General features: G+C 70.7%; 15 protein-coding genes and 1 pseudogene. 6 read left to right on the top strand and 10 right to left on the bottom strand.

The features are described from left to right. Positions 1-100: 100 nt before the first annotated feature. The 6 genes and pseudogenes from ACWD68_RS34000 to ACWD68_RS33975 all read right to left on the bottom strand — a co-directional run bounded on the left by ACWD68_RS34000 (position 101) and on the right by ACWD68_RS33975 (position 7,033). Positions 101-1,495 carry an amino acid permease gene (locus tag ACWD68_RS34000; RefSeq protein ID WP_451810303.1) on the bottom strand — a complete coding sequence of 465 codons (1,395 nt, stop codon included), beginning with the start codon at positions 1,493-1,495 and terminating at the stop codon, positions 101-103. Between the two features lie 176 nt (positions 1,496-1,671). Then, entirely contained in the window at positions 1,672-2,562 is an 891-nt protein-coding gene (locus ACWD68_RS33995) for a TauD/TfdA dioxygenase family protein (RefSeq protein ID WP_451810302.1), read from the bottom strand. 67 nt (positions 2,563-2,629) lie between these two features. Next, complete coding sequence (locus ACWD68_RS33990) at positions 2,630-4,003, bottom strand: LLM class flavin-dependent oxidoreductase (RefSeq protein ID WP_451810301.1); 1,374 nt, start codon at positions 4,001-4,003, stop codon at positions 2,630-2,632. A gap of 170 nt (positions 4,004-4,173) precedes the next feature. Next, positions 4,174-4,902, bottom strand: a pseudogene (locus ACWD68_RS33985) (ABC transporter ATP-binding protein); the annotation flags it as partial. Beyond that, on the bottom strand, positions 4,878-5,924 hold the full coding sequence (locus ACWD68_RS33980; protein WP_451810300.1) for an ABC transporter permease: 1,047 nt from the start codon (positions 5,922-5,924) through the stop codon (positions 4,878-4,880). The pseudogene ACWD68_RS33985 and the gene ACWD68_RS33980, both read right to left, overlap by 25 nt. A gap of 5 nt (positions 5,925-5,929) precedes the next feature. Beyond that, the gene (locus tag ACWD68_RS33975) at positions 5,930-7,033 is read right to left on the bottom strand and encodes an ABC transporter substrate-binding protein (protein ID WP_451810299.1); all 1,104 of its coding nucleotides are present in this window, start codon (positions 7,031-7,033) and stop codon (positions 5,930-5,932) included. Between the two features lie 110 nt (positions 7,034-7,143). Between ACWD68_RS33975 and ACWD68_RS33970 the strand changes: the two genes are divergently transcribed. Beyond that, on the top strand, positions 7,144-7,365 hold the full coding sequence (locus ACWD68_RS33970) for a hypothetical protein (RefSeq protein ID WP_451810298.1): 222 nt from the start codon (positions 7,144-7,146) through the stop codon (positions 7,363-7,365). Positions 7,366-7,609: 244 nt separating this feature from the next. On the opposite strand, the gene ACWD68_RS33965 is transcribed toward ACWD68_RS33970, so the two are convergent. Then, a complete protein-coding gene (locus ACWD68_RS33965) occupies positions 7,610-8,806 on the bottom strand; it encodes an ROK family protein (protein WP_451810297.1) in 1,197 nt (398 codons plus the stop codon). A 776-nt stretch (positions 8,807-9,582) separates the two neighbouring features. On the opposite strand from ACWD68_RS33965, the gene ACWD68_RS33960 reads away from it, so the two are divergent. Further along, a complete protein-coding gene (locus ACWD68_RS33960; RefSeq protein WP_451810296.1) occupies positions 9,583-10,167 on the top strand; it encodes a biotin transporter BioY in 585 nt (194 codons plus the stop codon). A 150-nt stretch (positions 10,168-10,317) separates the two neighbouring features. On the opposite strand, the gene ACWD68_RS33955 is transcribed toward ACWD68_RS33960, so the two are convergent. Then, positions 10,318-11,037, bottom strand: coding sequence for an LPXTG cell wall anchor domain-containing protein (locus tag ACWD68_RS33955; protein WP_451810295.1), 720 nt, complete (start codon positions 11,035-11,037; stop codon positions 10,318-10,320). 231 nt (positions 11,038-11,268) lie between these two features. Between ACWD68_RS33955 and ACWD68_RS33950 the strand changes: the two genes are divergently transcribed. Next, on the top strand, positions 11,269-14,382 hold the full coding sequence (locus tag ACWD68_RS33950; protein ID WP_451810319.1) for a protein kinase domain-containing protein: 3,114 nt from the start codon (positions 11,269-11,271) through the stop codon (positions 14,380-14,382). Between the two features lie 157 nt (positions 14,383-14,539). Here the strand turns inward: ACWD68_RS33950 and ACWD68_RS33945 are convergent, their stop codons facing one another. Beyond that, entirely contained in the window at positions 14,540-16,027 is a 1,488-nt protein-coding gene (locus ACWD68_RS33945) for an amino acid permease (RefSeq protein ID WP_451810294.1), read from the bottom strand. A 260-nt stretch (positions 16,028-16,287) separates the two neighbouring features. On the opposite strand from ACWD68_RS33945, the gene ACWD68_RS33940 reads away from it, so the two are divergent. Beyond that, positions 16,288-16,782: a ribose-5-phosphate isomerase gene (locus ACWD68_RS33940; protein ID WP_451810293.1), complete on the top strand. Its 495-nt coding sequence runs from the start codon at positions 16,288-16,290 to the stop codon at positions 16,780-16,782. A 63-nt stretch (positions 16,783-16,845) separates the two neighbouring features. Then, on the top strand, positions 16,846-17,655 hold the full coding sequence (locus tag ACWD68_RS33935; protein ID WP_451810292.1) for an Fpg/Nei family DNA glycosylase: 810 nt from the start codon (positions 16,846-16,848) through the stop codon (positions 17,653-17,655). Positions 17,656-17,707: 52 nt separating this feature from the next. On the opposite strand, the gene ACWD68_RS33930 is transcribed toward ACWD68_RS33935, so the two are convergent. Beyond that, the gene (locus tag ACWD68_RS33930; RefSeq protein WP_451810291.1) at positions 17,708-18,937 is read right to left on the bottom strand and encodes a GNAT family N-acetyltransferase; all 1,230 of its coding nucleotides are present in this window, start codon (positions 18,935-18,937) and stop codon (positions 17,708-17,710) included. A gap of 171 nt (positions 18,938-19,108) precedes the next feature. Here ACWD68_RS33930 and ACWD68_RS33925 point away from each other — a divergent pair, with 171 nt between their 5' ends. Then, on the top strand, positions 19,109-20,281 hold the full coding sequence (locus ACWD68_RS33925) for a PP2C family protein-serine/threonine phosphatase (protein ID WP_266758744.1): 1,173 nt from the start codon (positions 19,109-19,111) through the stop codon (positions 20,279-20,281). The last annotated feature ends 22 nt before the right edge of the window (positions 20,282-20,303 follow it).

Here is a 20,303-nt window from a genome sequence, read left to right as displayed (position 1 = left end):
GGGTTCCGAGGGCGCCGGGGCCCGCGTCCGGACACGCGAAAGGGCCCCCGCGCGACACCGTCCTTCGCGCGGGGGCCCCTTCGGTGAGGTGGAGTACCGGTCAGGCGCGGGCGCGCGCCCTCTGCCGGGTGTAGCCGACGGCCGCCAGGAACAGCGTCATGGCGCCCGTCGAGTACAGCTGCACCCGGGTGTCCGGCTCCCGGGCCATCAGGACGAAGATCGCCACCATGCCCGCCAGCGCGACCCAGGTCAGTGCCGGGAACACCCACATCCGGACGACCAGCTTCTGCGGGGCCTCCCGGTCGAGACGGCGCCGCAGCCGCAGCTGCGAGACCGCGATGAACATCCAGACGACCAGGATCACCGCGCCGATCATGTTCAGCAGCCAGGGGAAGACGTCGTCCGGACGCCAGTAGCTGAGAACGACACAGCCGAAGCCGACGACGCAGGAGACGAGCACCGCGACACGCGGCACCCCGGACGAGACCCGGCCCAGCGCCTTCGGGCCCTGGCCGCGCTGGACGAGGGAGTAGGCGATGCGCGAGGAGCCGTAGATGTTGGCGTTCATCGCCGACAGCAGCGCCACGAGGACGACCACGTTCATCAGCTGTCCGGCGCCGGGGATGCCGAGGTGTTCGAGGGCGGCGACGTAGGGGCCCTTCTCGACGACCGCCGCGGAGTCCCACGGGACGAGGGTGACGATGACCGCCATCGAGCCGATGTAGAAGAGCGCGATGCGCCACATGGCGGTGCGGACGGCGCTCGCGACGCCCTTGACCGGGTCCTGCGACTCGGCCGCCGCGATCGTCACGGTCTCCAGACCGCCGTACGCGAACACCGACGCGAGCAGACCGATCACGAGCCCTTCGCTGCCGTTCGGCAGGAAGCCCCCTTCGCCGGTGAGGTTCGCGGTGCCCGGCGCGTCCGTGCCCGGCAGGACACCCGCGATGGCCAGTACCCCGAGCACCAGGAACAGCGTGATGGCGCCGACCTTCAGCGCCGCGAACCAGAACTCGAACTCACCGAAGTTCTTCACGGCGGCGAGGTTGGCCACACAGAAGACGACCATGAACAGTGCCACCCAGGCCCACTCGGGCGTGCCGGGCAGCCAGCCGGTGACGATCTTCGCGGCGCCGATGCCCTCCAGGCCGACGGCCGTGCAGAGCAGCACCCAGAAGGACCAGCCCGCCGTGAAGCCGGCCCAGGGGCCGATCGCCCGCTCGGCGTGCGCGGAGAAGGAACCGGACGACGGATACGCGGCCGACATCTCGCCGAGCATCCGCATCACCAGCATGACGAGCAGACCGGAGACGGCGTACGCGATGACGATCGAGGGACCGGCGGCGGCGATGCCGGCGCCGGAGCCGACGAACAGGCCGGCGCCGATGACGCCGCCGAGGGCGATCATCGACAGATGGCGCTGCTTCAGGCCGTGAGAGAGGGGGGCGTCCGCGGCGGCGGTGCCGGGCGGCGCGTCGAGGGTGGTGCGGGACATGAGAGTGGGGGGTCCCTTACAGACGAGCGGCAAAAACGCCCACAGTCTGGGCAGCCCCTCCGACCGGGAGAAGGGGCCGCCCAGCATGCGGACGTGCTGCATACGGAGTGTAAGGGTCCGTTTACGCCCGGGTTCCGGGCGTCCTGGGGGCGGTCTGCCCCGTTACGTCATCCGCGTCAGGCCACCGACGTGTAGTGCGAGGCGTCGCCCGCGATCGAGTGGCTCTCCTTGCCCTCGATGCCGACCGGCACGTCACCGGCGACCGTCACCCGGTGCAGCCGGCGCGGCAGTCCGTCGTAGTTGTCGATGGCGTAGTGCTGGGTGATCCGGTTGTCGAACAGGACCAGCTGGTTCGGGGACCAGCGCCAGCGCAGGATGTTCTCGGGCCGGGTGACGTACGCCTGGAGCAGGTCGAGGATCTTGCGGGACTCGCCCACCGACAGCCCGACGATCCGCTGCGCGAACCCGCCGATGAACAGGCCGCGTTCGCCGGTCAGCGGGTGCACCCGGACGACCGGATGCGCGGTGCGGTACTTGATGGACGTGAACTGGGCCCGCTGCGCGGCCTGTTCCTCGTCGATGTTCTCGTCCGGTACCGCGTAGTCGTAGTCGTTGGTGTGCTCGGCCCACAGGGTGTCGGCGAGCGCGCGCAGCGGCTCGGGCAGATCGCGGTAGGCGGCCGCGGAGTTGGCGATGAGCGTCTCGCCCCCGTACGGCGGGACGGTGATGCTGCGCAGGGTGCTGGCCTGCGGGGGGTTCAGCACGAAGGTCACGTCGGTGTGCCAGTGGTTGGCGCGGCCCCGCTCGCTGTCCACGGGCAGCACGTTCGGGGCGCCGTCCACGGCGGGCACGGTGGGGTGCGCGGTGGTGAGGTCGCCGAAGTGGCGGGCGAAGGCCTGCTGGCCCTCGTCGTCGAGGTCGACGTCGTCGAAGACCAGGGCCTTGTGCTCGTTGAGGGCGGTGCGCAGGGCGGCGGCTGTGATGTCGTCGAGCGGCTTGGAGATGTCGACGCCGGAGACACGGGCACCGATGTGCGCGGTGACCTTCTGGATCTCGATGTCTGCCATGAGGTGCGGGTCCTTTCGGATCGGCGGATCGGCTGATCGGGCAGGGGCGGTGCTGGTCGGGGGCGGTTCAGGCGAGGGCGGCCGCGGGCGCGTCGGCCGTGGGTACGGTGGGCGGGACCGCGTACTGGTTGGCCGGGCGCGGGAGGCCGTAGCGCTCCCGCAGGGTCTGCCGGGGCCCGTACTCCCGGCGCAGCAGGCCCCGGTCGCGCAGGATCGGCACCACGTGGTCCACGAAGAGGTCGAGGCCGGAGGGCAGCACGGCGGGCATGATGTTGAAGCCGTCGGCGGCGCCCCCCAGGAACCACTCCTCGATCGCGTCGGCGACCTGCTCGGGCGTGCCGGCGAAGGTCAGATGCCCTCGCCCGCCGCCGAGCCGGCCGATCAGCTCGCGGACGGTGAGCCGCTCGCGCCGGGCCAGCTCCACGACGAGGGTGTAGCGGCTCTTGGCCCCCTCGATCGCGTCCTCCGGCGGCAGGTCGGCGGGCAGGTGCGCGTCGAGGACGAGGGTGCCCGGCTCCAGGTGGAGCAGGTGCTCCAGGCGGTTCAGTCCGTGCTCGTAGACGATGTGGTCCTCGAGGACGCGTTCCTGGGCGAGCGCCTCCGCCTCGGTCGAGCCGATGACCGGGACGATACCGGGCAGGATCTTGATGTGGCCCGGGTCCCGGCCGGCCTGCGCGGTACGGGACTTGAGGTCGGCGTAGAAGTCCTGGGCGTCCGCGAGGGTCTGCTGGGCGGTGAACACCGCTTCCGCGTACCGGGCCGCGAACCGCTTGCCGTCCTCCGACGAGCCCGCCTGCACGAGGAGTGGGTAACCCTGCGGTGTGCGGGGCACATTGAGGGCGCCCTCCACGCTGAAGTACGTCCCCTTGTGGCGCGCGGGATGGATTTTGTCCGTGTCGCCCCAGACACCGGCCGCCTTGTCCGCGACGACCAGATCGTCCTCCCAGCTGTCCCAGAGCTTGAGCGCCACGTCCAGGAACTCGGCGGCGCGCTGGTAGCGGGTGGCGTGCGCGGGCTCGTCGTCGAGACCGAAGTTGCGGGCGGCCTCCGCGCCCGCGGTGGTGACGATGTTCCAGCCCGCGCGGCCACCGCTGATGTGGTCCAGGGAGGCGAATCTGCGGGCCAGGTTGTAGGGGGAGTTGTAGGAGGTGGAGGCGGTGGCGATCAGGCCGATGTGCTCGGTGGCCGTGGCCAGCGCGGTGAGCAGGGTGATGGGTTCGAGGGCGCCGGCCGGGCGCTGGCCCACGCTGTTGAAGAGGACCGGGCCGTCGGCGAGGAACAGGGAGTCGAAGGTCCCGCGCTCGGCGATCCGGGCGAGACGCACGAAGTGAGCCGTCTCGACATGGGCGTACGGGTCGCTCTCCGGGAGCCGCCAGGATGCCTCGTGGTGGCCGGTGTTCATCAGGAAGGCGTTGAGATGGAGTCGGCGCGGGCTGGTCACGGGTGCTTCTCCTCGTGGTGCGCGGGCACGTCGTGCCCGGCTGTGTCGTCCGCCGCCGCGTCCCGTCCCGCGACGGGGTGTCCCGTCGCCCCGTCCGGTTCCGCGACGGTGTGTTCCGCCGCTCCGTGTTCTGTCGCTCCGTGGTCCGTCCCTTCCGGTGCTCCCGTCACGTCCTCGGTCACCCCGAGGGCGCTCAGCAGGCGCTCGCGGTACTCCCCGAGGCGCGGATCGCGGTACGAACGCGGGTGCGGGCGGTCGATGGTGAGGTCGACGCCGATGCGGCCCCGGTCGAGCACGAGCACGCGGTCGGCCAGCACGATCGCCTCGTCCACGTCGTGCGTGACGAGCAGGACGGACGGCCGGTGGCGCTCCCACAGCTCGCGCAGCAGCACATGCATCCGGATCCGGGTGAGCGCGTCCAGCGCCCCGAACGGCTCGTCGGCGAGAAGCAGTTCGGGCTCCCGTACGAGCGAACGGGCCAGGGCGGCGCGCTGGGCCTCCCCGCCGGACAGCTCGTTGGGCCAGGCCCGTTCACGTCCCGCGAGTCCCACTTCGGCGAGGGCGGAGCGGCCCTTCTCCGCCGCCTCCCTGCCGTCCGTGCCGAGCAGGACGTTGTCGAGGACGCGGCGCCAGGGCAGCAGCCGGGAGTCCTGGAAGACGACGGACACCCTTTCCGGGGCGATGAGCTGTCCGCTCCCGGCGACGTTGTGATCGAGGCCGGCGATGGCGCGCAGCAGCGTGCTCTTGCCGGAGCCGCTGTGTCCGAGCAGGGCGGTGAACTGACCCGCGGGGAGATCGAGGTCGATGTTGTCGAGGACCGTACGCCCCTCGAACGACCGCGTGAGGCCGCGCAGTTGGACGGTGTGCTCACGGGTCAGTTGCTGAGTGTGCGTCGCCATGACAGCACCTTCCGTTCGATGAGACGAACCGCGCTGTCGGAGATGAGCCCGAAGATGCCGTAGATCAGCAGGCCGACGAGGATGATGTCGGTCCGGCCGTAGTTCTGGGCCTGGAACATCATGTAGCCGAGGCCGCTGGTGGCGTTGATCTGCTCCAGGACGACCAGGGAGAGCCAGGAGCCGGTCACCCCGAGCCGCAGTCCGACGAAGAAGCCCGGCAGCGCGCCGGGGATCACGATCTCCCGGACGAAGCGGAGCCTCGACAGCCCCTGGACCTCGGCGAGTTCGACGTAGCGGTGATCGATGCCGGACAGGGCGGAGTGCAGGTTCAGGTAGATCGGGATGTAGACGACGATGGCGATGATCGCGATCTTGAAGGTCTCGCCGATGCCGAGCCAGAGGATGAACAGCGGGATCAGACCGAGGGTCGGGATCGCCCGGTTGAGCTGCACGGTCCCGTCGATCAGGGCTTCCCCGACGCGGCTGAGCCCGGACGCGAGGGCGAGGACGACCCCGGCGCTCAGGCCGAGCACGAACCCGTATCCCGCGCGCTCCAGGGACGTCAGCACATCGGTGGGCAGTGTGCCGTCGGTCCACAGATGGCCGGTGGTCTTCAGCACCGTCCACGGCGCGGGGATCGCGCCGGGATCGAGTTGCCCGGCGGCGGACGCGAGGGCCCACAGGGCCAGGAACAGCACCGGCCCGATGAGCCGGGACGCGGGCAGCCGCTTGCCCGGCGCGAGACTCCGGCGCCGGGAACGGCGAGGCCGGCGCGACCGGCGACTGTCCGCGTCGGACTCGACGGGCGTGGCCGGGGCGACCGGGACGGAGACCGGCTCGGTGCCGGTGCCGGTGCCGGTGATTGCACCCGGCTCGGTCGTGGCGTCCGGTTCGGTGCCGGCGTCCGTCTTGGTGGTGGAGCCCGTCTCGGTGGCTGAGGCGGAGACGGGGGCGGTGTCGTCCGTGACCGCGGTCGATGGTGTCGAAGGGGACTGCGTGGTGGTCGTGCTCCTGGTCGCCATCGCCGTCACCTCCGGTATTCCGCGGGTACGGCCTTGGCCGCGAGGGCCTCGAAGCGGCGGTCGAAGAGCGAGTCGACCTTGAAGCCCTTCACGAAGCCGCCCTCCGCCAGCAGATCGGCGGTCTCCTGTTCCCACTTGACGGCCTCGTCCCAACTCGGCGGGAACAAAGGCTTGTTGGCGAGTTCGGTGATGGACTGGGCCTGCGCGAGTGTGAGGTTCTGCGTCTTGACGTAGAACTCCTTGTTCCAGGCGTCGGGGTGCTCGTACGCCCACACCTGACCCTTCGCCCAGCGCGGGATGTACGCGGCGACCGCGGCAGCCTTCGCGCGGTCGGCCAGTACCGAGGTCGGCGCCCAGAGCAGGTTGAGCAGGTCCACCACCTCGGTGTCGATGGTGTGGGCGCCCTTGGACCCGTACTGCTTGAGGTAGGCCGGCGCCTGGCTGTTGGCGAGCGGGGCGATGTCCACCTGGCCCGCCTGGAGCGCGGTGAGGAACTGGTTGCTGGTGAGCGGCACCAGGGTCACGTCGTCGTAGGCGATGCCTGCCTGCTTCAGGGCGCGCAGCAGGACGACACCCTGCGCCTGGCCCTGCGAGAAGGCCAGCTTCTTGCCCTTGAAGTCCTGCACGTCCTTGATGTCGCTGCCGGGCTTGGTGGCGAACAGGTAGTTGGGCTTGCGGGTGATGTTGATCGCGACGATCTTCGCGTCGAAGCCCTGGTAGTGCGCCTGGATCGGCGGGATGCCCGCGTTGTTGCCGACGTCCAGGGACTTGGCACGGAAGGCGTTGATGACATCGGGACCGGCGCCGATGTTCACCCAGTCGGAGACGGTGAACGGCAGAGCGGCCAACCCCGCCAGCTTGAACTGGAGTTGCTGGACACCCTGGTACGAGGCGATCTTGAGCTTGGTGCCCTTCGGCACCTTGTCGGACAGAGGCGCGGAGGTGTCCGCCCGGGAATCGGTGTCGGCGGCACTGGCACCCGCGCAACCGCTCAGTCCGGCCGCGGCGGCGACACCGAGCAGGGAGGACAGGAACACGCGCCGGTCGACACCGGACCTGGAGGCGGCGGTCGCGGACGCGGCGGAGGACAAGGGGGACAGTGGTGGCATGGAAGGACTCCGGGGATTCCAAGTGGCGGGACAGCGCGTGGAGTTCCGGGCAGGGCGAAGCCGGAAGAGAGGAACACGCGCCGAAAGGGACACACGCCGAAGGCGTGCCGATGGGGACGAGTCGACTGGGGGTGCGACGGCAGTTGAACGGTCCGCGTCGCTACGACGGCGGACCGGCCCTCGGGGCGACGACGGCCGAGGAGACCACGGCGCGACGACGGCCGGATCGGCCTGGGAACGACGACGGCCGGATCGGCGTCGGGACGACGACGGTCGGCGGACCTCGGCACGACGGCGGCCGAGTGGCCCTCGGGGCGAAGGCTGCCGAGTGAACCTCAGCGCTTCAACGCGTCAGCGACCTGTCGGCGACAAGGGGTCAGCAACAACGTGTGCGTGCGACCCGCATCAGGTCGACCACACGGCACTTGGTGAGCGGAACCTGCACCCGCGCGCTGCTCATGGCCACGATGCTCCTGTCCGGGCACAAGCCCTGTCAACATTCCGAGTTTCTGAATTAATTCGCCCCCGGTGGGGAGCCCGGGGAAGTCCTGAGCGGCCCGGGCGGCCGGGAGGCCTTCAGCGGGCCGTGAAGCCCGCGGAACCCAGCGGATCGCGGTACAGGACATCGAGCGCGACCGATCCGCCCGCCACGGCCAGCACCGAATCCGGGAAGCTGGTCGGGACGACCGCAGCCGCCCGCTCCGGGCCCACCGCCTCCCGCAGCGCGCCGAGGCAGTCCTCCCGGTACATGGCACCGATCTCGGTGACGACGACCATCTCCGGGTTGAGCACGTCGAGCAACAGCCCCGCCGCCCGCCCGACCATCCGGGACCGCTCCATCAGCAGCCGTACGGCCAACGGGTCGCCGGCGGCAGCCGCGGAGACCACGTGCATCGGGTTCGAGCCGTCTATGACACCCCGTTCCCGCGCCCGCCGGCACAGGGTCCGTTCGCTCAGCTCGGCCTGGAGGCATCCCGTCCGCCCGCAGTCGCACCGCTCGGACCCGCCCGCCAGGGGCAGATGGGCGATCGCCCCGGCCTGCGAGCGAGGTCCGTAGTGCACCTGGTCATGGGTGGCGAAGGCGGCATCCACCACATTGCCGGCGAAGAGATGCAACACGCTCCGGCTGCCCCGGGCCTGCCCGAACAGCCGCTCCCCGTTGACCAACGCCCGCGCGTGCCCGTCCACATGGACCGGCAGCCCGGTGCGCGATTCGATGACCTCCCGGACGGCCACGTCGTGCCAGCCCAGCAACGCGTGCTCCACGATCGTGCCGGAGTCCGGGTCGACCCAGCCGCCGGTCGCCACACCGATGCCCAGGGGGGTACGGCCGGGAGCGCCCGCGAGGAGGGCGGCGAGCCCGTCGGCGGCGTTCGCGAGAACGAGGTGCGGCTCGGTGCGGTCGTGCCGCAGACGCTTCTCGGCGACGACACGGCCGCGCAGGTCCAGCAGCGCGACGGTCGTGTACGGCACGGCCACATGCACTCCGCCGACCACGAACCGGGAGCGGTCCAGGTCGATCGGGAGATGCGGCCGCCCGACCCCGCCCGACCGGCGGGGTGCGGCGGCCTCCCGGATCAGGCCCCGCTCGGTGAAGCGGGCGCAGTAGTCGGTGACCGACGCGGGGGAGAGCCCCGTGAGCCGGGCGATGGTGCTGCGGGCGACCGGCCCGTGCTCCAGGACGGACCGCAGGATCACGCTGGCGCTGGTCCGGCGCCGGTCGAGGACGGGGGAGGGCGGGGACGTCGAAGGGGGTGCCACGGTACTGGCCATGGAGATCTTCCTCGGGAGCTGGTCCGGCACTGCGCCGTCACGTACGCCTCGTCACATCGGGTGCGACGTGCGACTGGTGTGGTGTGCTCTGGTCTCGTCTCGGCGAGCCGGATCCGCTCCGCCCCGCCTCAGGACGGGCGGCGACAGGTGGCAGTGCCCTGGCGTCGCAGGTCGACATAGCGACGCGACGAGAAGTTCAGGGCCTGGGGAACCATGGGGTGAAGGGTAGGGGCGGCCCGGGAGACCTGCCAGGTGTGCCCAAGGGCCGGACAGGCCGAGCGCGTTCCCGCTCCGGCCCGCGCACCGGAACGGCCAGGCCCGGTCGGCGTCCCCGACGGGCGCGCGGTGCGGGCCCGGAGTCGTACCGCTCGGCGGAAGTGAGGGGCGTACCGCGGGTCGGAAGGGGAGGCGGAGCGCCCGGCGGAAGTGAGGGGCGGGTCCGGCGGGTCCGAACCCCTGCGGGTCCTGCGGGTCCGGCGGGTCCGCGGCCGAGGGCCCTGTGGGCCCGGCGCGGGTGAAAGCGCCTTTGGTGAGTCTCCACAGTCCCGGCGCGAACCGCCCCGTAGCGGAAACGACTTCACCTCAGTGACCAGCATCACCTTCGTGCGGGTGTACCGGGTCCTCTTTGTAAGGAGCCCACCAAGGTCCGGATCCGCCCTTTGTCGAGCGCGGACGGTGATCACCCGTGCACCCCTGGGATAGCGTCACCGTGTCCTGACCTGCCCTCCCCCGAGCTCCGCATGAGCAACGGGGTATCCCCCTTCGCCGGAGTCCTCATGAGCACCGCTGCCGCCACGCCCTCCCGACCCGGCGAGGTCATCGCCGACCTTCTTCCGGCCTCCCGCGTCCGTGACGTCGCCCTCGTGCTCGGCGGCGCCGTGCTCACCGGCATCGCCGCCCAGATCTCGCTGCCCGTCCCGGGTTCCCCGGTGCCGGTGACCGGCCAGACCTTCGCGGCGCTGCTCGTCGGCACAGCGCTCGGCGCGGGCCGCGGCTTCCTGTCGCTCGCGGTGTACGCGCTGGTCGGCATGGCCGGTGTCCCGTGGTTCGCGGGCGGGAGCTCCGGCGCGGCGGCGCCGTCCTTCGGCTACATCCTCGGCATGCTGCTGGCGTCCACCGTCGTGGGCGCCCTGGCCCGCCGCGGCGCCGACCGTTCCGTCCTGCGCATGGCGGGCACGATGCTGCTCGGCGAGGCGATCATCTACGCGATCGGTGTTCCCTACCTGGGCGTGGTCACCGGCATGTCGGCGAGCGCGGCCCTCGCGGCGGGTCTCACCCCGTTCCTGATCGGCGATGCCCTCAAGGCCGCCCTGGCGATGGGCGTCCTGCCCACGGCGTGGAAGCTCGTCGACAAGAAGTGACGCGCCGCGCCGTGGCATGACGCCCGCGTCGATGACGTCGGCGTTCCGCGCAGAGGCCCGCCGGGTCGGTCTTCGACCTCGACCCGGCGGGCCTCTGCGCGTTCCCGCTCGGCACCGTGCCCCTCCGCCAGGGGTGACGGCGCCGGGCGGTCAGTGTTCCTGCCGGGGCCTACGGCCGGCCCACCACAGCCCCGCCGCTCCGGCCGAGATCAGCGCCGCGCCCGCCATGCCGAGCGGCAGGACCTCGCTTCCGCCCCCGGTCTTCGGCAGCCGGTCGCCGCCGGGTGCCACCGGCTTGTTGTCGGTGCCCAGCAGCAGCGGGGTCGCGGGGGCGTTCGGCGACGGGTTCGTCGTGCCGAACGGAACCGGTCCCTGCTGCCAGTACGTCTTCTTCCCGTCGCTCGTCTGGACCGGGAGGCAGATCTTTCCGGTCTTGCTCAGATCGAACGTCGCGTCGACGTCGTACGATTTCGATTTGCCCGCCGCGAGATTGCCGGTGGAGCAGATGAAACCGCTGTTCGACCCTTCGGGGAGATCCTTTTTTGCCATGGCGGTGCAGCCTTCGACGTTCTTGACCGTCAGGCCGTCGAAACCGACCACCAGCATCCTGATGTTGCCGCTTTCCTTGGTCCCTTCGTTCTTTACCGTGGCGGTAATCGCCGTCTTCTGCGTACTGTTGTCGACCGAGATCTTCTCCGGCAGCAGCGTGGTCACCTTGACGCCCGTCGGCGCCTTGTCCATCGCTTTCCCGCCCTTGCCGCTCCCCGGTCCCTGGTCGTCCGCGACGGCGGTGTGGGAAAGGATCATCACGGCCGAGAAGCACGCCGTGAGCAGCGATCCCGTAATGGTCGTCGTACGACGAGAACTCATGTTCGTCCCCCTTGGCTGCGCCTGAATTCGCAGTACTTGAAGAGGTACCACAAGATTTCTCCGCACTATGCTGGTACGGCCTGAAGTGTGACCATTGTGTTTCTGCTGTGACGGGCGATTGTGGCTGATGTTGAGGGGGTGCAGAGATTGTCGGCGAACGTACAGGGTGGTGTTCCGGGATTACTGGTGACCGGACGTTATCGGCTGGTCGAGAGTATTGGTCAGGGGGGAATGGGGCGGGTGTGGCGAGCCGCCGACGAAATGCTCGACCGGCAGGTCGCGGTCAAGGAAATGCGGATAGACGGACTCGATCCCGAGGACACCCGAACGCGCCGGGAACGCACCCTGCGCGAAGCGAGGGCGACGGCCCGGATCGACCACCCCAATGTCGTCCGTATCTACGACGTCGTGGACGCGGGCGAGCGGCTGTGGATCGTGATGGAGCTCGTCGCCGGCCGCTCGCTCGAACGGGTCGTGGTCGAGGACGGACCGCTGGAATCGCGCGAGGCGGCCCGCGTCGGCCTCCAACTCGTCGGGGCGCTGCGGCAGGTGCACGCCCAGGGAGTGCTGCACCGGGACATCAAGCCGGGCAATGTGCTGATCGAGCGCGCCGGACGGCACCGTGTCGTCCTCACCGACTTCGGCATCGCCGCGCTCCAGGACGCCGAAGCGCTCACCATGGTCGGCATGCTCGTCGGCTCCCCCGACTACATGGCCCCCGAGCGGATCTCCGGCCGACCGCAGGGCCCGCCCTCCGACGTGTGGTCCCTCGGCGCCACGCTCTGCGCGGCCCTCGGCGGCCGCTCCCCGTTCTCCCGCTCCACCACCCTCGCGACCCTGCACGCGGTTCTCTACGAAGAGCCGGAACTCCCATCCGGTGCGGGCGAGTTGCAGGAGATCTTGGCCGCCCTCCTGGAGAAGGACCCGTCCACGCGGCCCGGTCTGGAGGAACTGGAGGCGGGACTGAGGGAGATCATCCGTCCCCCGAGGACGAGTACCACTCCCTTCGGATCCCCGACCGAGGGGCCCGAGTACGACTTCGCCTCCGGATTCGCCTACGGAACCGCGTACGAGACCCTGTACGACCCCGCACCCGAACCCGCACCGGCACACGATCCCGAGCCCGGTCCGGAGCAGGGCCCCGCCCCCGCCCCCGGGCCGGAACGAGCCCCGGGGTTCCAGAGCGAGCCGGGGCACGATCCCGCTCCGGGGGGCGAGCCCGGACAAGGGCGTGAAGGTGAAGCGGGGCGCGAGGGCGCTCTCGGGGGCAACGGTGCTCCGGGGGGCGAGCCCGCGCAAGGTCGCGAAGGTGAGGCGGGGTACGGGGGTGAAGCGGGGCGCGATGGTGCGCCAGGGCGACATGATGACGAGCCGGGGCGCGAGGTTGTGCCGGGGCGGCACGATGGCGAGCCGGGGCGTGAAGATGCGCCGGGGTTCGAGGGCGAGCCGGGGCTCCAGGGCCGCCCCGAGCCCACCCCCCGGCCCTACCCCACGCCCCGACCCGCTCCCGAGCTCCACTCCCCACACCAGCCCGCCCCTGAATCCGAGCGCTTGTCGGAACTCACCCCGGATCAGGCCCGCGACGCGAACCCCGAGCCGGCATCCGGCAGGGCACCCGATCCGGCCTCGGCAGGCGATCCGGCCTCGGAACCTGAGCCGGCCTCGGAACCTGAGCCGACCGCGGAACTCAAGCCGGCCTCGGGACCCGATCCGGCCTCGGCACCCGATCCGGCCTCGGCACCGGATCCGACCTTGGGACCCAAGTCGGCCCCGGGACCCAAGTCGGCCCCGGGACGCGAGTCGACCTCGGCACCCGATCCGACCTCGGCACCCGATCCGACCTCGGCACCCGATCCGACCTCGGCACCCGATCCGACCTCGGCACCCGATCCGACCTCGGGGCCCGAGCTGGCCCCGGGACCCGATAGGGACCAGCCGCCCCCCGGGCGTGACCTGCGGAAGTCGTCCACGTCGGCCCCCGGGCACGACCTGAAGGATTCGGCCACGCCCGCTCTGCTCGACGCCCAGCTCGTGCGGGCGGCGCGGCAGCCCCCGGGTGACCTTCCCGAAGCCACTCCGCCGCCGGACGAACGGCGCGTCGGCACAAGTGATCCGCGCAGGCCACTGACTCGATCCGAAGTCGAAGCCGTACCTGAACCCGAAGCCGGACCTGAACCCGAAGCCGGACCTGAACCCGAAGCCGGACCTGAACCCGAAGCCGGACCTGAACCCGGATCCGGACCTGAACCCGGATCCGGATTTGACCCCAACCCCAACCCCAACCCCGGACGCGAGCCGCAGCATCACTCCGTGCAGGACGCCGTTCCGATCCAGCGCACTCCGACTCGGAAGAGCGCGCCCGACTTCCGGAAGCATCCTCAGGCAGTTCCCCCGGAGCGCTCCGCGGTCCCCGGACTCGAAGCCGTCACCCGGGGCCCCGACCTGCCGGCGGCGGCCAACGCCTCCACCGAGATCCCCTCCGAACCGCGTACGGAGCCCAGTTCGCAAACCCCCTCGGAACCGCGCTCGGAACCCGGCTCGCACCCGGTCTCCCAACTGCCCACGGCACCGGTGCCCGTGGTGACGCCACCGGGTGAACTCCCCGGCCCCGCCGTACCGTCCGGCTCCGACGAGGTCCAGGGGTACGGCCGGTACGACCAGGGGCATCGCCAGGGCCACGGCGACGACCTCGGCGCCCGGGCGGGCTCGCGACGCGGCGGGCGCCGTGTCGGTCTCGCCGCCGCGGGGGCGGTCGCGGCGGGAGCCGTCGCCTGGGCCGTCGTCGCCCTGACGGGCGGATCGCCCGACGACAGCAACGGGGCCTCCCGGGGCTCGACCGCACCGACGGCCTCCGCCTCCGCCACAACCGGCGCTCCCTCGTCCCCGGCGCCCACCGTCGAGGGCACCTCACGCCCGCCCGGCCCGCCCCCGGGCGCGCGCCGGGAGGCCGGCGGCTACGCGTGGGTGACGCCCAAGGGCTGGCGACGCGATCTGAAGACCGGCTCCGAGGTGCACTACACCTCGCCCGACGGCGCACAGGAACTGGCGGCCAAATCCTCCCTCGCCAAGGGGAATCTGATGGACACCTGGCAGACCTCCGAGCAGGACGCCCGCCAGGGTCAGGACTACCGGAAGATCCGGCTGGAGGAGACGACGTTCCGGGGCCGGAACGCGATCGTCTGGGAGTACACCTTCACGCTCAAGGGCGTGAGCTGGCACGCGCGACTTCTCGGCTTCGACGCCGACGGGAAGTCGTACCAGATCAACACCTGGTACCACCGGGACATCGAGGACCGGGCCCTCAAGGTCTACAACCAGGTCAAGAACAGCTTCACCGTGCTGTGAGCAGCCGGCCGCCGGCCGCCGCCACCGCGGCCCGGCGTGAGGACGCGAACGGCGACGCGAAAGGTGGCACGAAGGGCGACGCGAACGGCGACGCGAAAGGAGAAGGGCCCGCGGCGATGTGCCGCGGGCCCCACCTCACTCAGGCGTCGGGGGCGGGTCAGGCGCCGACCTTGGCCTGGGTCTCGTCGCGGGACTCGCCTGCGAGCGTCTGCGCGGACGACGGGGCACCCGCGCCCATCTTCTGCCGGACGAAGGCGATGACCAGCACGATCGCCGCGACGAGCAGCGACAGCAGCACCGTCTCCCGGCCGTCGTGCTCGGTGTCGGTCAGCATGTAGCCGAGCACGAAGACGATCATCGCGGCGGTCGCCCAGGTCAGGTACGGGTAGAGCCACATCCGCACGACGAGCTTCTCCGGCGCCTCGCGCTGGATGATCTTCCGCATCCGCAGCTGCGAGAAGCAGATGACGAGCCACACGAACAGGGCGACCGCACCGGAGGAGTTGACCAGGAAGAGGAAGACCGAGTCCGGGAACTTGTAGTTGAAGAAGACGGCGACGAAGCCGAACACGACCGAGACGACGATGGCGGTCATCGGCACACCGCGGCGCGTGGTCCTGGCGAACGCCTTCGGCGCGTCCCCGCGCTCACCGAGCGAGAAGGCCATGCGGGAGGCGGTGTAGAGGCCGGAGTTGAGGCAGGACAGCACCGACGTCAGCACGATGAAGTTCATGATCTGACCGGCGTGCGCGATACCGAGGGAGTCGAGGGCGGCGACGTACGAGCCCTTGTCCTTGATCGACGGGTCGTTCCACGGCAGCAGGGCGATGACGACGAGGATCGAGCCCAGGTAGAAGACGGCGATGCGCCAGATGATGCTGTTCGTCGACTTGGTGACGGCCCGCTGCGGGTCCTCGGACTCGCCGGCGGCGAGGGTCGCGATCTCGCTTCCCATGAAGGAGAAGACGACCAGCAGGACACCGGTGAGGATCGCGCCGGGTCCGTGCGGCAGGAATCCGCCGTGGTCGGTCAGATTGCCCAGCCCGGCCTTCTCGGCCTCGACACCCGGCAGGACGCCGAAGATCGCGAGGGCGCCGACGACGATGAACGCGCCGATCGCCACGACCTTGATCCCGGCGAACCAGAACTCGAACTCGCCGTACGAGCCGACGGAGACCAGGTTGGTGGCCGTCAGCACCACCATCACGATGAGCGCCCAGCCCCACTGCGGTACGGCGGGCATCCATCCTTCGAGGATCTTGGCGCCGGCGGTGGCCTCCACGGCCAGCACCACGACCCAGAAGAACCAGTACAGCCAGCCGATGGAGAAGCCGGCCCAGCGGCCGAGCGCGCGGTCGGCGTGCGCGGAGAACGAACCCGAGGTCGGGTTGGCGGCGGACATCTCGCCGAGCATCCGCATCACCAGCACCACGAGCGTGCCGACGAGGGCGTACGAGAGGAGGATGCCGGGGCCCGCGGTGGCGATGCCGGAGCTGGAGCCGACGAAGAGTCCGGCTCCGATGACACCACCGATGGCGATCATCGTCAGATGACGGTTCTTGAGTCCGGCCTGGAGGCCGCCACCGGGTTCTCCGGGGCCTCCGGGGGCCTTGGCGGCCTTCGTGGGGGTCGGCTGCGAGGTCATGAGGGGGATTCCTTTGCGCCGGATGAGCAGATTCCCGTACAGAGCGCCCATCCCGTACGAGCGGTGTATGGGGCACGCGCTCGCCCTGGGTGTGGGTCGGCGTACGAGTCGGTCCAGTGAAACGGAGGCAAAGGAATTCGTGAACCTTTGAATCCAGATCGTTACTTGAGGTTTCCTTGAGGTTCTGTAGGCTGGGTCACGTTTCTTTGGCTGCGGCACCCGGCGAGGCCGATCCGAAACGGTCGTGTCACACTCGGACCATGCGCGTGTATCTCGGCTCCGATCATGCCGGTCTCGAACTGAAGAACCACCTCGTCGAGTGGCTCAAAGCCGCCGGGCACGAGCCCGTCGACTGCGGGCCCCACATCTATGACGCCCTGGACGACTACCCGCCGTTCTGCCTCCGCGCCGCTGAGCGCACGGTGGCGGACCCGGGTGCCCTCGGCATCGTGATCGGCGGCTCCGGCAACGGCGAGCAGATCGCCGCGAACAAGGTCGCCGGCGTACGGGCCGTCCTCGCCTGGAGCGAGGAGACCGCGGCGCTGGGCCGCGAGCACAACAACGCCAACGTCATCTCCGTCGGCGCCCGTATGCACACCGAGGAAGCGGCGACGAAGTTCGTCGAGACCTTCCTCAACACCCCCTTCACCGGCGAAGAGCGCCACGTCCGCCGCATCGAGATGCTCGCGGACTACGAGACCACCCGGGAACTCCCGCCGATCCCGGCCCACCACCCGCAGCAGCCGCAGGCGTAGTACCGACGGGCCCACGGGCCCACGGGCCCACGGGCCGTAGGGCGAGAGACAGCAGGAGGACCGGTGCCCGAGGGGCACACCATTCACCGGCTCGCCGAGGACCACCTCGGCGCGTTCGGCGGCCGCGGTGTTCGCGTCACCAGCCCCCAGGGCAAGTTCAGTGACGCCGCGGCCCTCCTCGACGGCTCGGTCCTGACCGCGGCGGAAGCCCACGGCAAGCACCTCTTCCTCGGCTTCCGCCCGGCGGAGTGGATACACATCCACCTGGGCCTGTTCGGCAAGGTCGGCTTCGGCGGCACCCCCGCCCCGCCGCCCACGGACACCGTCCGCCTCCGCCTCACGAACGACGCGGCGTACGTCGACCTGCGCGGCCCCACCACCTGCGCCCTGATCACGGACGACGAGAAGCGCGCGGTACACGACCGCCTCGGCCCGGACCCGCTGCGCCCGGACGCCGACCCGGCGGCCGCCTACCGCAGGGTCTCCCGCAGCCGTACGACGATCGCCGCCCTGCTGATGGACCAGAAGGTCATCGCGGGTGTGGGCAACGTCTACCGCGCGGAGGTCCTCTTCCGGCACGGCATCGATCCGTACCGCGCGGGGAAGGACCTCGGCGCGAGGGAGTGGGACACGGTCTGGGCCGACCTCGTGGACCTCATGCGCGAGGGCGTCCGCAACAACCGCATCGACACGGTCCGCCCGGAACACACCCCCGAGGCGATGGGCCGCCCGCCGCGCGTGGACGACCACGGGGGCGAGGTCTACGTGTACCGCAGGGCGAACCTGCCCTGTCACATCTGTGGCGGCGAGATCCGCACCGCCGATCTCGCCGCCCGCAACCTGTTCTGGTGCCCGGCCTGCCAACAAGCCTGAATCCGGGCCGAGTCGGAGCGCGTCCCGCGGACCATGCCGTGGACGCGGGTCCTCAGAACCCGTGCGGAAGCCAGGGCGCGACCACCGAGGTGAACGCCATCGACGTCTCCGCCAGCGCACCCTGTCGCAGCTCACGCACCCGTCCGCCCGCCGCGAGCGAGGCCAGCGACACCCCGCCGAGGTAGACCGCGGCCAACTCCCTTACGGACAGGGCGAGATCGGGGGCGTCCTCGGTCCGCACGCACGAAGCGCCCTTCGCGTCGCCGGTGAGCCGCCAACGCCCCTCGTTCCAGGGGCAGAAGGAGTCCTCGACCTCGAACACCACGTCCACCGGGGCCTGATAGGTACGCGCCTCCAGCGCGGCCCCGACATCGACGAGCCGCACATGCAGTGAGTCCTTCATCCGCAGCTGACAGCGGCGGATGTCGGAGACCATGCGCTGCCAGGCCTCGTCCACGGGACGGCCCCGGGTCCGCAGCGTGGACGTCAGGTCGATGCCGAAGAGGAATCGCCACAGTGCCGCCCGCACCGCGGGGTCCAGTCCCTCCAGGTCGTCCATCATCACCGTCCCGTTGTGCCCGGACGGCCCCCACTCCGGCTTGACCCGGAAGCGGGTGTAGCCCACGACCTCGCCGTCCCGCTCGGCCACCACGCACTGCAACGGCGAGGCGCCGTTCCGCTCACCCTCCGGGTCGAGCACCCCGAGCCGCTGCCAGCCGGGCCGGCGGGCCAGCATCCCGGGACGCTCCGACACCAGGCCGGCGTACACCGCCTCGCACGCGTCCAGCACGTCCCTGGGCACCGCGTAGCGCAGCTGTACGTCGTCGGTCCCGGGCGGCACGGACAGTCCTACGCGGCTCGTGTCGATCTCCGCGCTGATCTGCAGTGTCCCGATGTCGTAGCCGAACCGCCCGTAGATCGCCGGCTCCGACGCGGTCAGGACGGCGAGCGGCTCGCTCCCGGCACGGATGTCGTCCAGCTGGCGGCGCATCATCGCGGTGAGCACCCCGCGCCGACGGTGCGTCGCCGCGACGCTCACCATCGTGATCCCGGCCGCCGGTACCAGGGCGCCGCCCGGGACCGTGACGTTGAAGGAGAAGGCCCCCGCCGTACCCACGCAGCTCTCCCCGTCCCACACGCCCAGCGAACGGTCGTACTCTGTGAGCGCGTTCCACAGTTCGCGCTCCTCGGACGACTCCGACACACCTCCGAACGCGCGGATCAGGTTCTCGTACCACTTGTCCCAGTCGGCCTGCCGCAGCACCCGAACGTCAGTCGTCATAGCCCATGCCTACCAGGGCAATGCGGTACGAGCGAGGGAATTTCGCCCGCTCGCCGAGGCCCCCGACCGGAACACACCTGTGCAGTTCTCTGTGAAGTTGAGCGCTCGGAGGGGGGACAAGTGGGACCTCCCGTGCCAAGCACCTGGTCCGATGGATAGGGTCCCGAACTAATGGCAGCAGGACGAGAGCGGCGCGCGGAAGCCGATACGTTCACGGCCCGGTTGAAGAAGCAATGGCACCGGGCCCGCACAGGGCTGCGCAGATCCGCTGTCGACTACTTCCGCGGGGACGGTTCGGACTGGATCGCGCTGGCCGGTCTCCTCATCACGATCCCGATCATCGCCTCCACCACCCTGGTCAACTCGGTGTGGTGCTCACCCGCCGCCCTGGTCCTGCCGATCGTGGCCGGCGGCCTGCTGCTCCGCCCCGCGAGTCTGCTCGGGCTGTACGCGGCCGCCGCCACCGCGCTGATAGTCGAGTCCGTGAAGCTCGGCCCGTACACGGAGGGCCCGTCCCGGGTCACGCCGGGTGTGGTCCTGGTGGTCGCGGCCTGCGGCTTCTTCGGACTGCTCATCGCGCAGTTCCGCAGCCGGGTGGGCGTGCCCTGGCGACGCGGCGGAACCATGCTCTTCGACCTGCGCGAACGCATCCGGGTGCAGAGCAAGCTGCCGAAGCTGCCCCTGGGCTGGCACCGCGAGATGGCGCTCCGCCCGGCGGGCGGCCAGTCCTTCTCCGGCGACTTCGTCGTGGCCGCACGGACGAACGGCGGCCGGACCCTCGAAGTCGTCCTCACGGACGTGTCCGGCAAGGGGATGGACGCGGGCTCACGCGCCCTGCTGCTGTCCGGAGCCTTCGGCGGCCTCCTCGGCTCACTGCCGCCGCACGCCTTCCTGCCCGCGGCGAACGGCTATCTGCTGCGCCAGGACTGGGACGAGGGCTTCGCCACCTCGATCCATCTGGTGCTCGATCTCGACTCGGGCGACTACGAACTCTTCTCGGCCGGACACCCGCCGGGCCTGCAGCTCAGCGCGGGCAGCGGCCGCTGGGAGGAGAAGGCGGCGGAAGGCCCTCTGCTCGGTGTGTACGACGGTGCCCAGTTCGACCCGGTGAAGGGCTCACTGCGGCCCGGGGACGTGCTGATGCTGTTCACGGACGGTCTGGTCGAAACCGCCGACCGGGACATCGTCGAAGGCATCGACCGGCTCACCGGCGAGGCCGACCGCTATGTCGCCGGAGGCTTCCACGGCGCCGCCTGGCACCTCATCGAGGCGGTGGCCAGGGACGTCAACGACGACCGGGCCCTCCTCCTGATCTGCCGCGAGGGCCTGACACCGGTACGCTGACCGCGCCCCACGGATTTCGGCA

It is taken from the genome of Streptomyces sp. NPDC005141, from assembly GCF_053599975.1.
This window is presented reverse-complemented; position numbering and strand designations above follow the sequence as displayed.

What these genes read in the sequence shown, in the direction of transcription:
- ACWD68_RS34000 (WP_451810303.1), bottom strand. Translation starts at nt 1,495, where the DNA reads ATGTCCCGCACCACCCTCGACGCGCCGCCCGGCACCGCCGCCGCGGAC.
- ACWD68_RS33995 (WP_451810302.1), bottom strand. Translation starts at nt 2,562, where the DNA reads ATGGCAGACATCGAGATCCAGAAGGTCACCGCGCACATCGGTGCCCGT.
- ACWD68_RS33980 (WP_451810300.1), bottom strand. Translation starts at nt 5,924, where the DNA reads ATGGCGACCAGGAGCACGACCACCACGCAGTCCCCTTCGACACCATCG.
- ACWD68_RS33975 (WP_451810299.1), bottom strand. Translation starts at nt 7,033, where the DNA reads ATGCCACCACTGTCCCCCTTGTCCTCCGCCGCGTCCGCGACCGCCGCC.
- ACWD68_RS33970 (WP_451810298.1), top strand. Translation starts at nt 7,144, where the DNA reads ATGGGGACGAGTCGACTGGGGGTGCGACGGCAGTTGAACGGTCCGCGT.
- ACWD68_RS33965 (WP_451810297.1), bottom strand. Translation starts at nt 8,806, where the DNA reads ATGGCCAGTACCGTGGCACCCCCTTCGACGTCCCCGCCCTCCCCCGTC.
- ACWD68_RS33960 (WP_451810296.1), top strand. Translation starts at nt 9,583, where the DNA reads ATGAGCACCGCTGCCGCCACGCCCTCCCGACCCGGCGAGGTCATCGCC.
- ACWD68_RS33955 (WP_451810295.1), bottom strand. Translation starts at nt 11,037, where the DNA reads ATGAGTTCTCGTCGTACGACGACCATTACGGGATCGCTGCTCACGGCG.
- ACWD68_RS33950 (WP_451810319.1), top strand. Translation starts at nt 11,269, where the DNA reads ATGGGGCGGGTGTGGCGAGCCGCCGACGAAATGCTCGACCGGCAGGTC.
- ACWD68_RS33945 (WP_451810294.1), bottom strand. Translation starts at nt 16,027, where the DNA reads ATGACCTCGCAGCCGACCCCCACGAAGGCCGCCAAGGCCCCCGGAGGC.
- ACWD68_RS33940 (WP_451810293.1), top strand. Translation starts at nt 16,288, where the DNA reads ATGCGCGTGTATCTCGGCTCCGATCATGCCGGTCTCGAACTGAAGAAC.
- ACWD68_RS33930 (WP_451810291.1), bottom strand. Translation starts at nt 18,937, where the DNA reads ATGACGACTGACGTTCGGGTGCTGCGGCAGGCCGACTGGGACAAGTGG.
- ACWD68_RS33925 (WP_266758744.1), top strand. Translation starts at nt 19,109, where the DNA reads ATGGCAGCAGGACGAGAGCGGCGCGCGGAAGCCGATACGTTCACGGCC.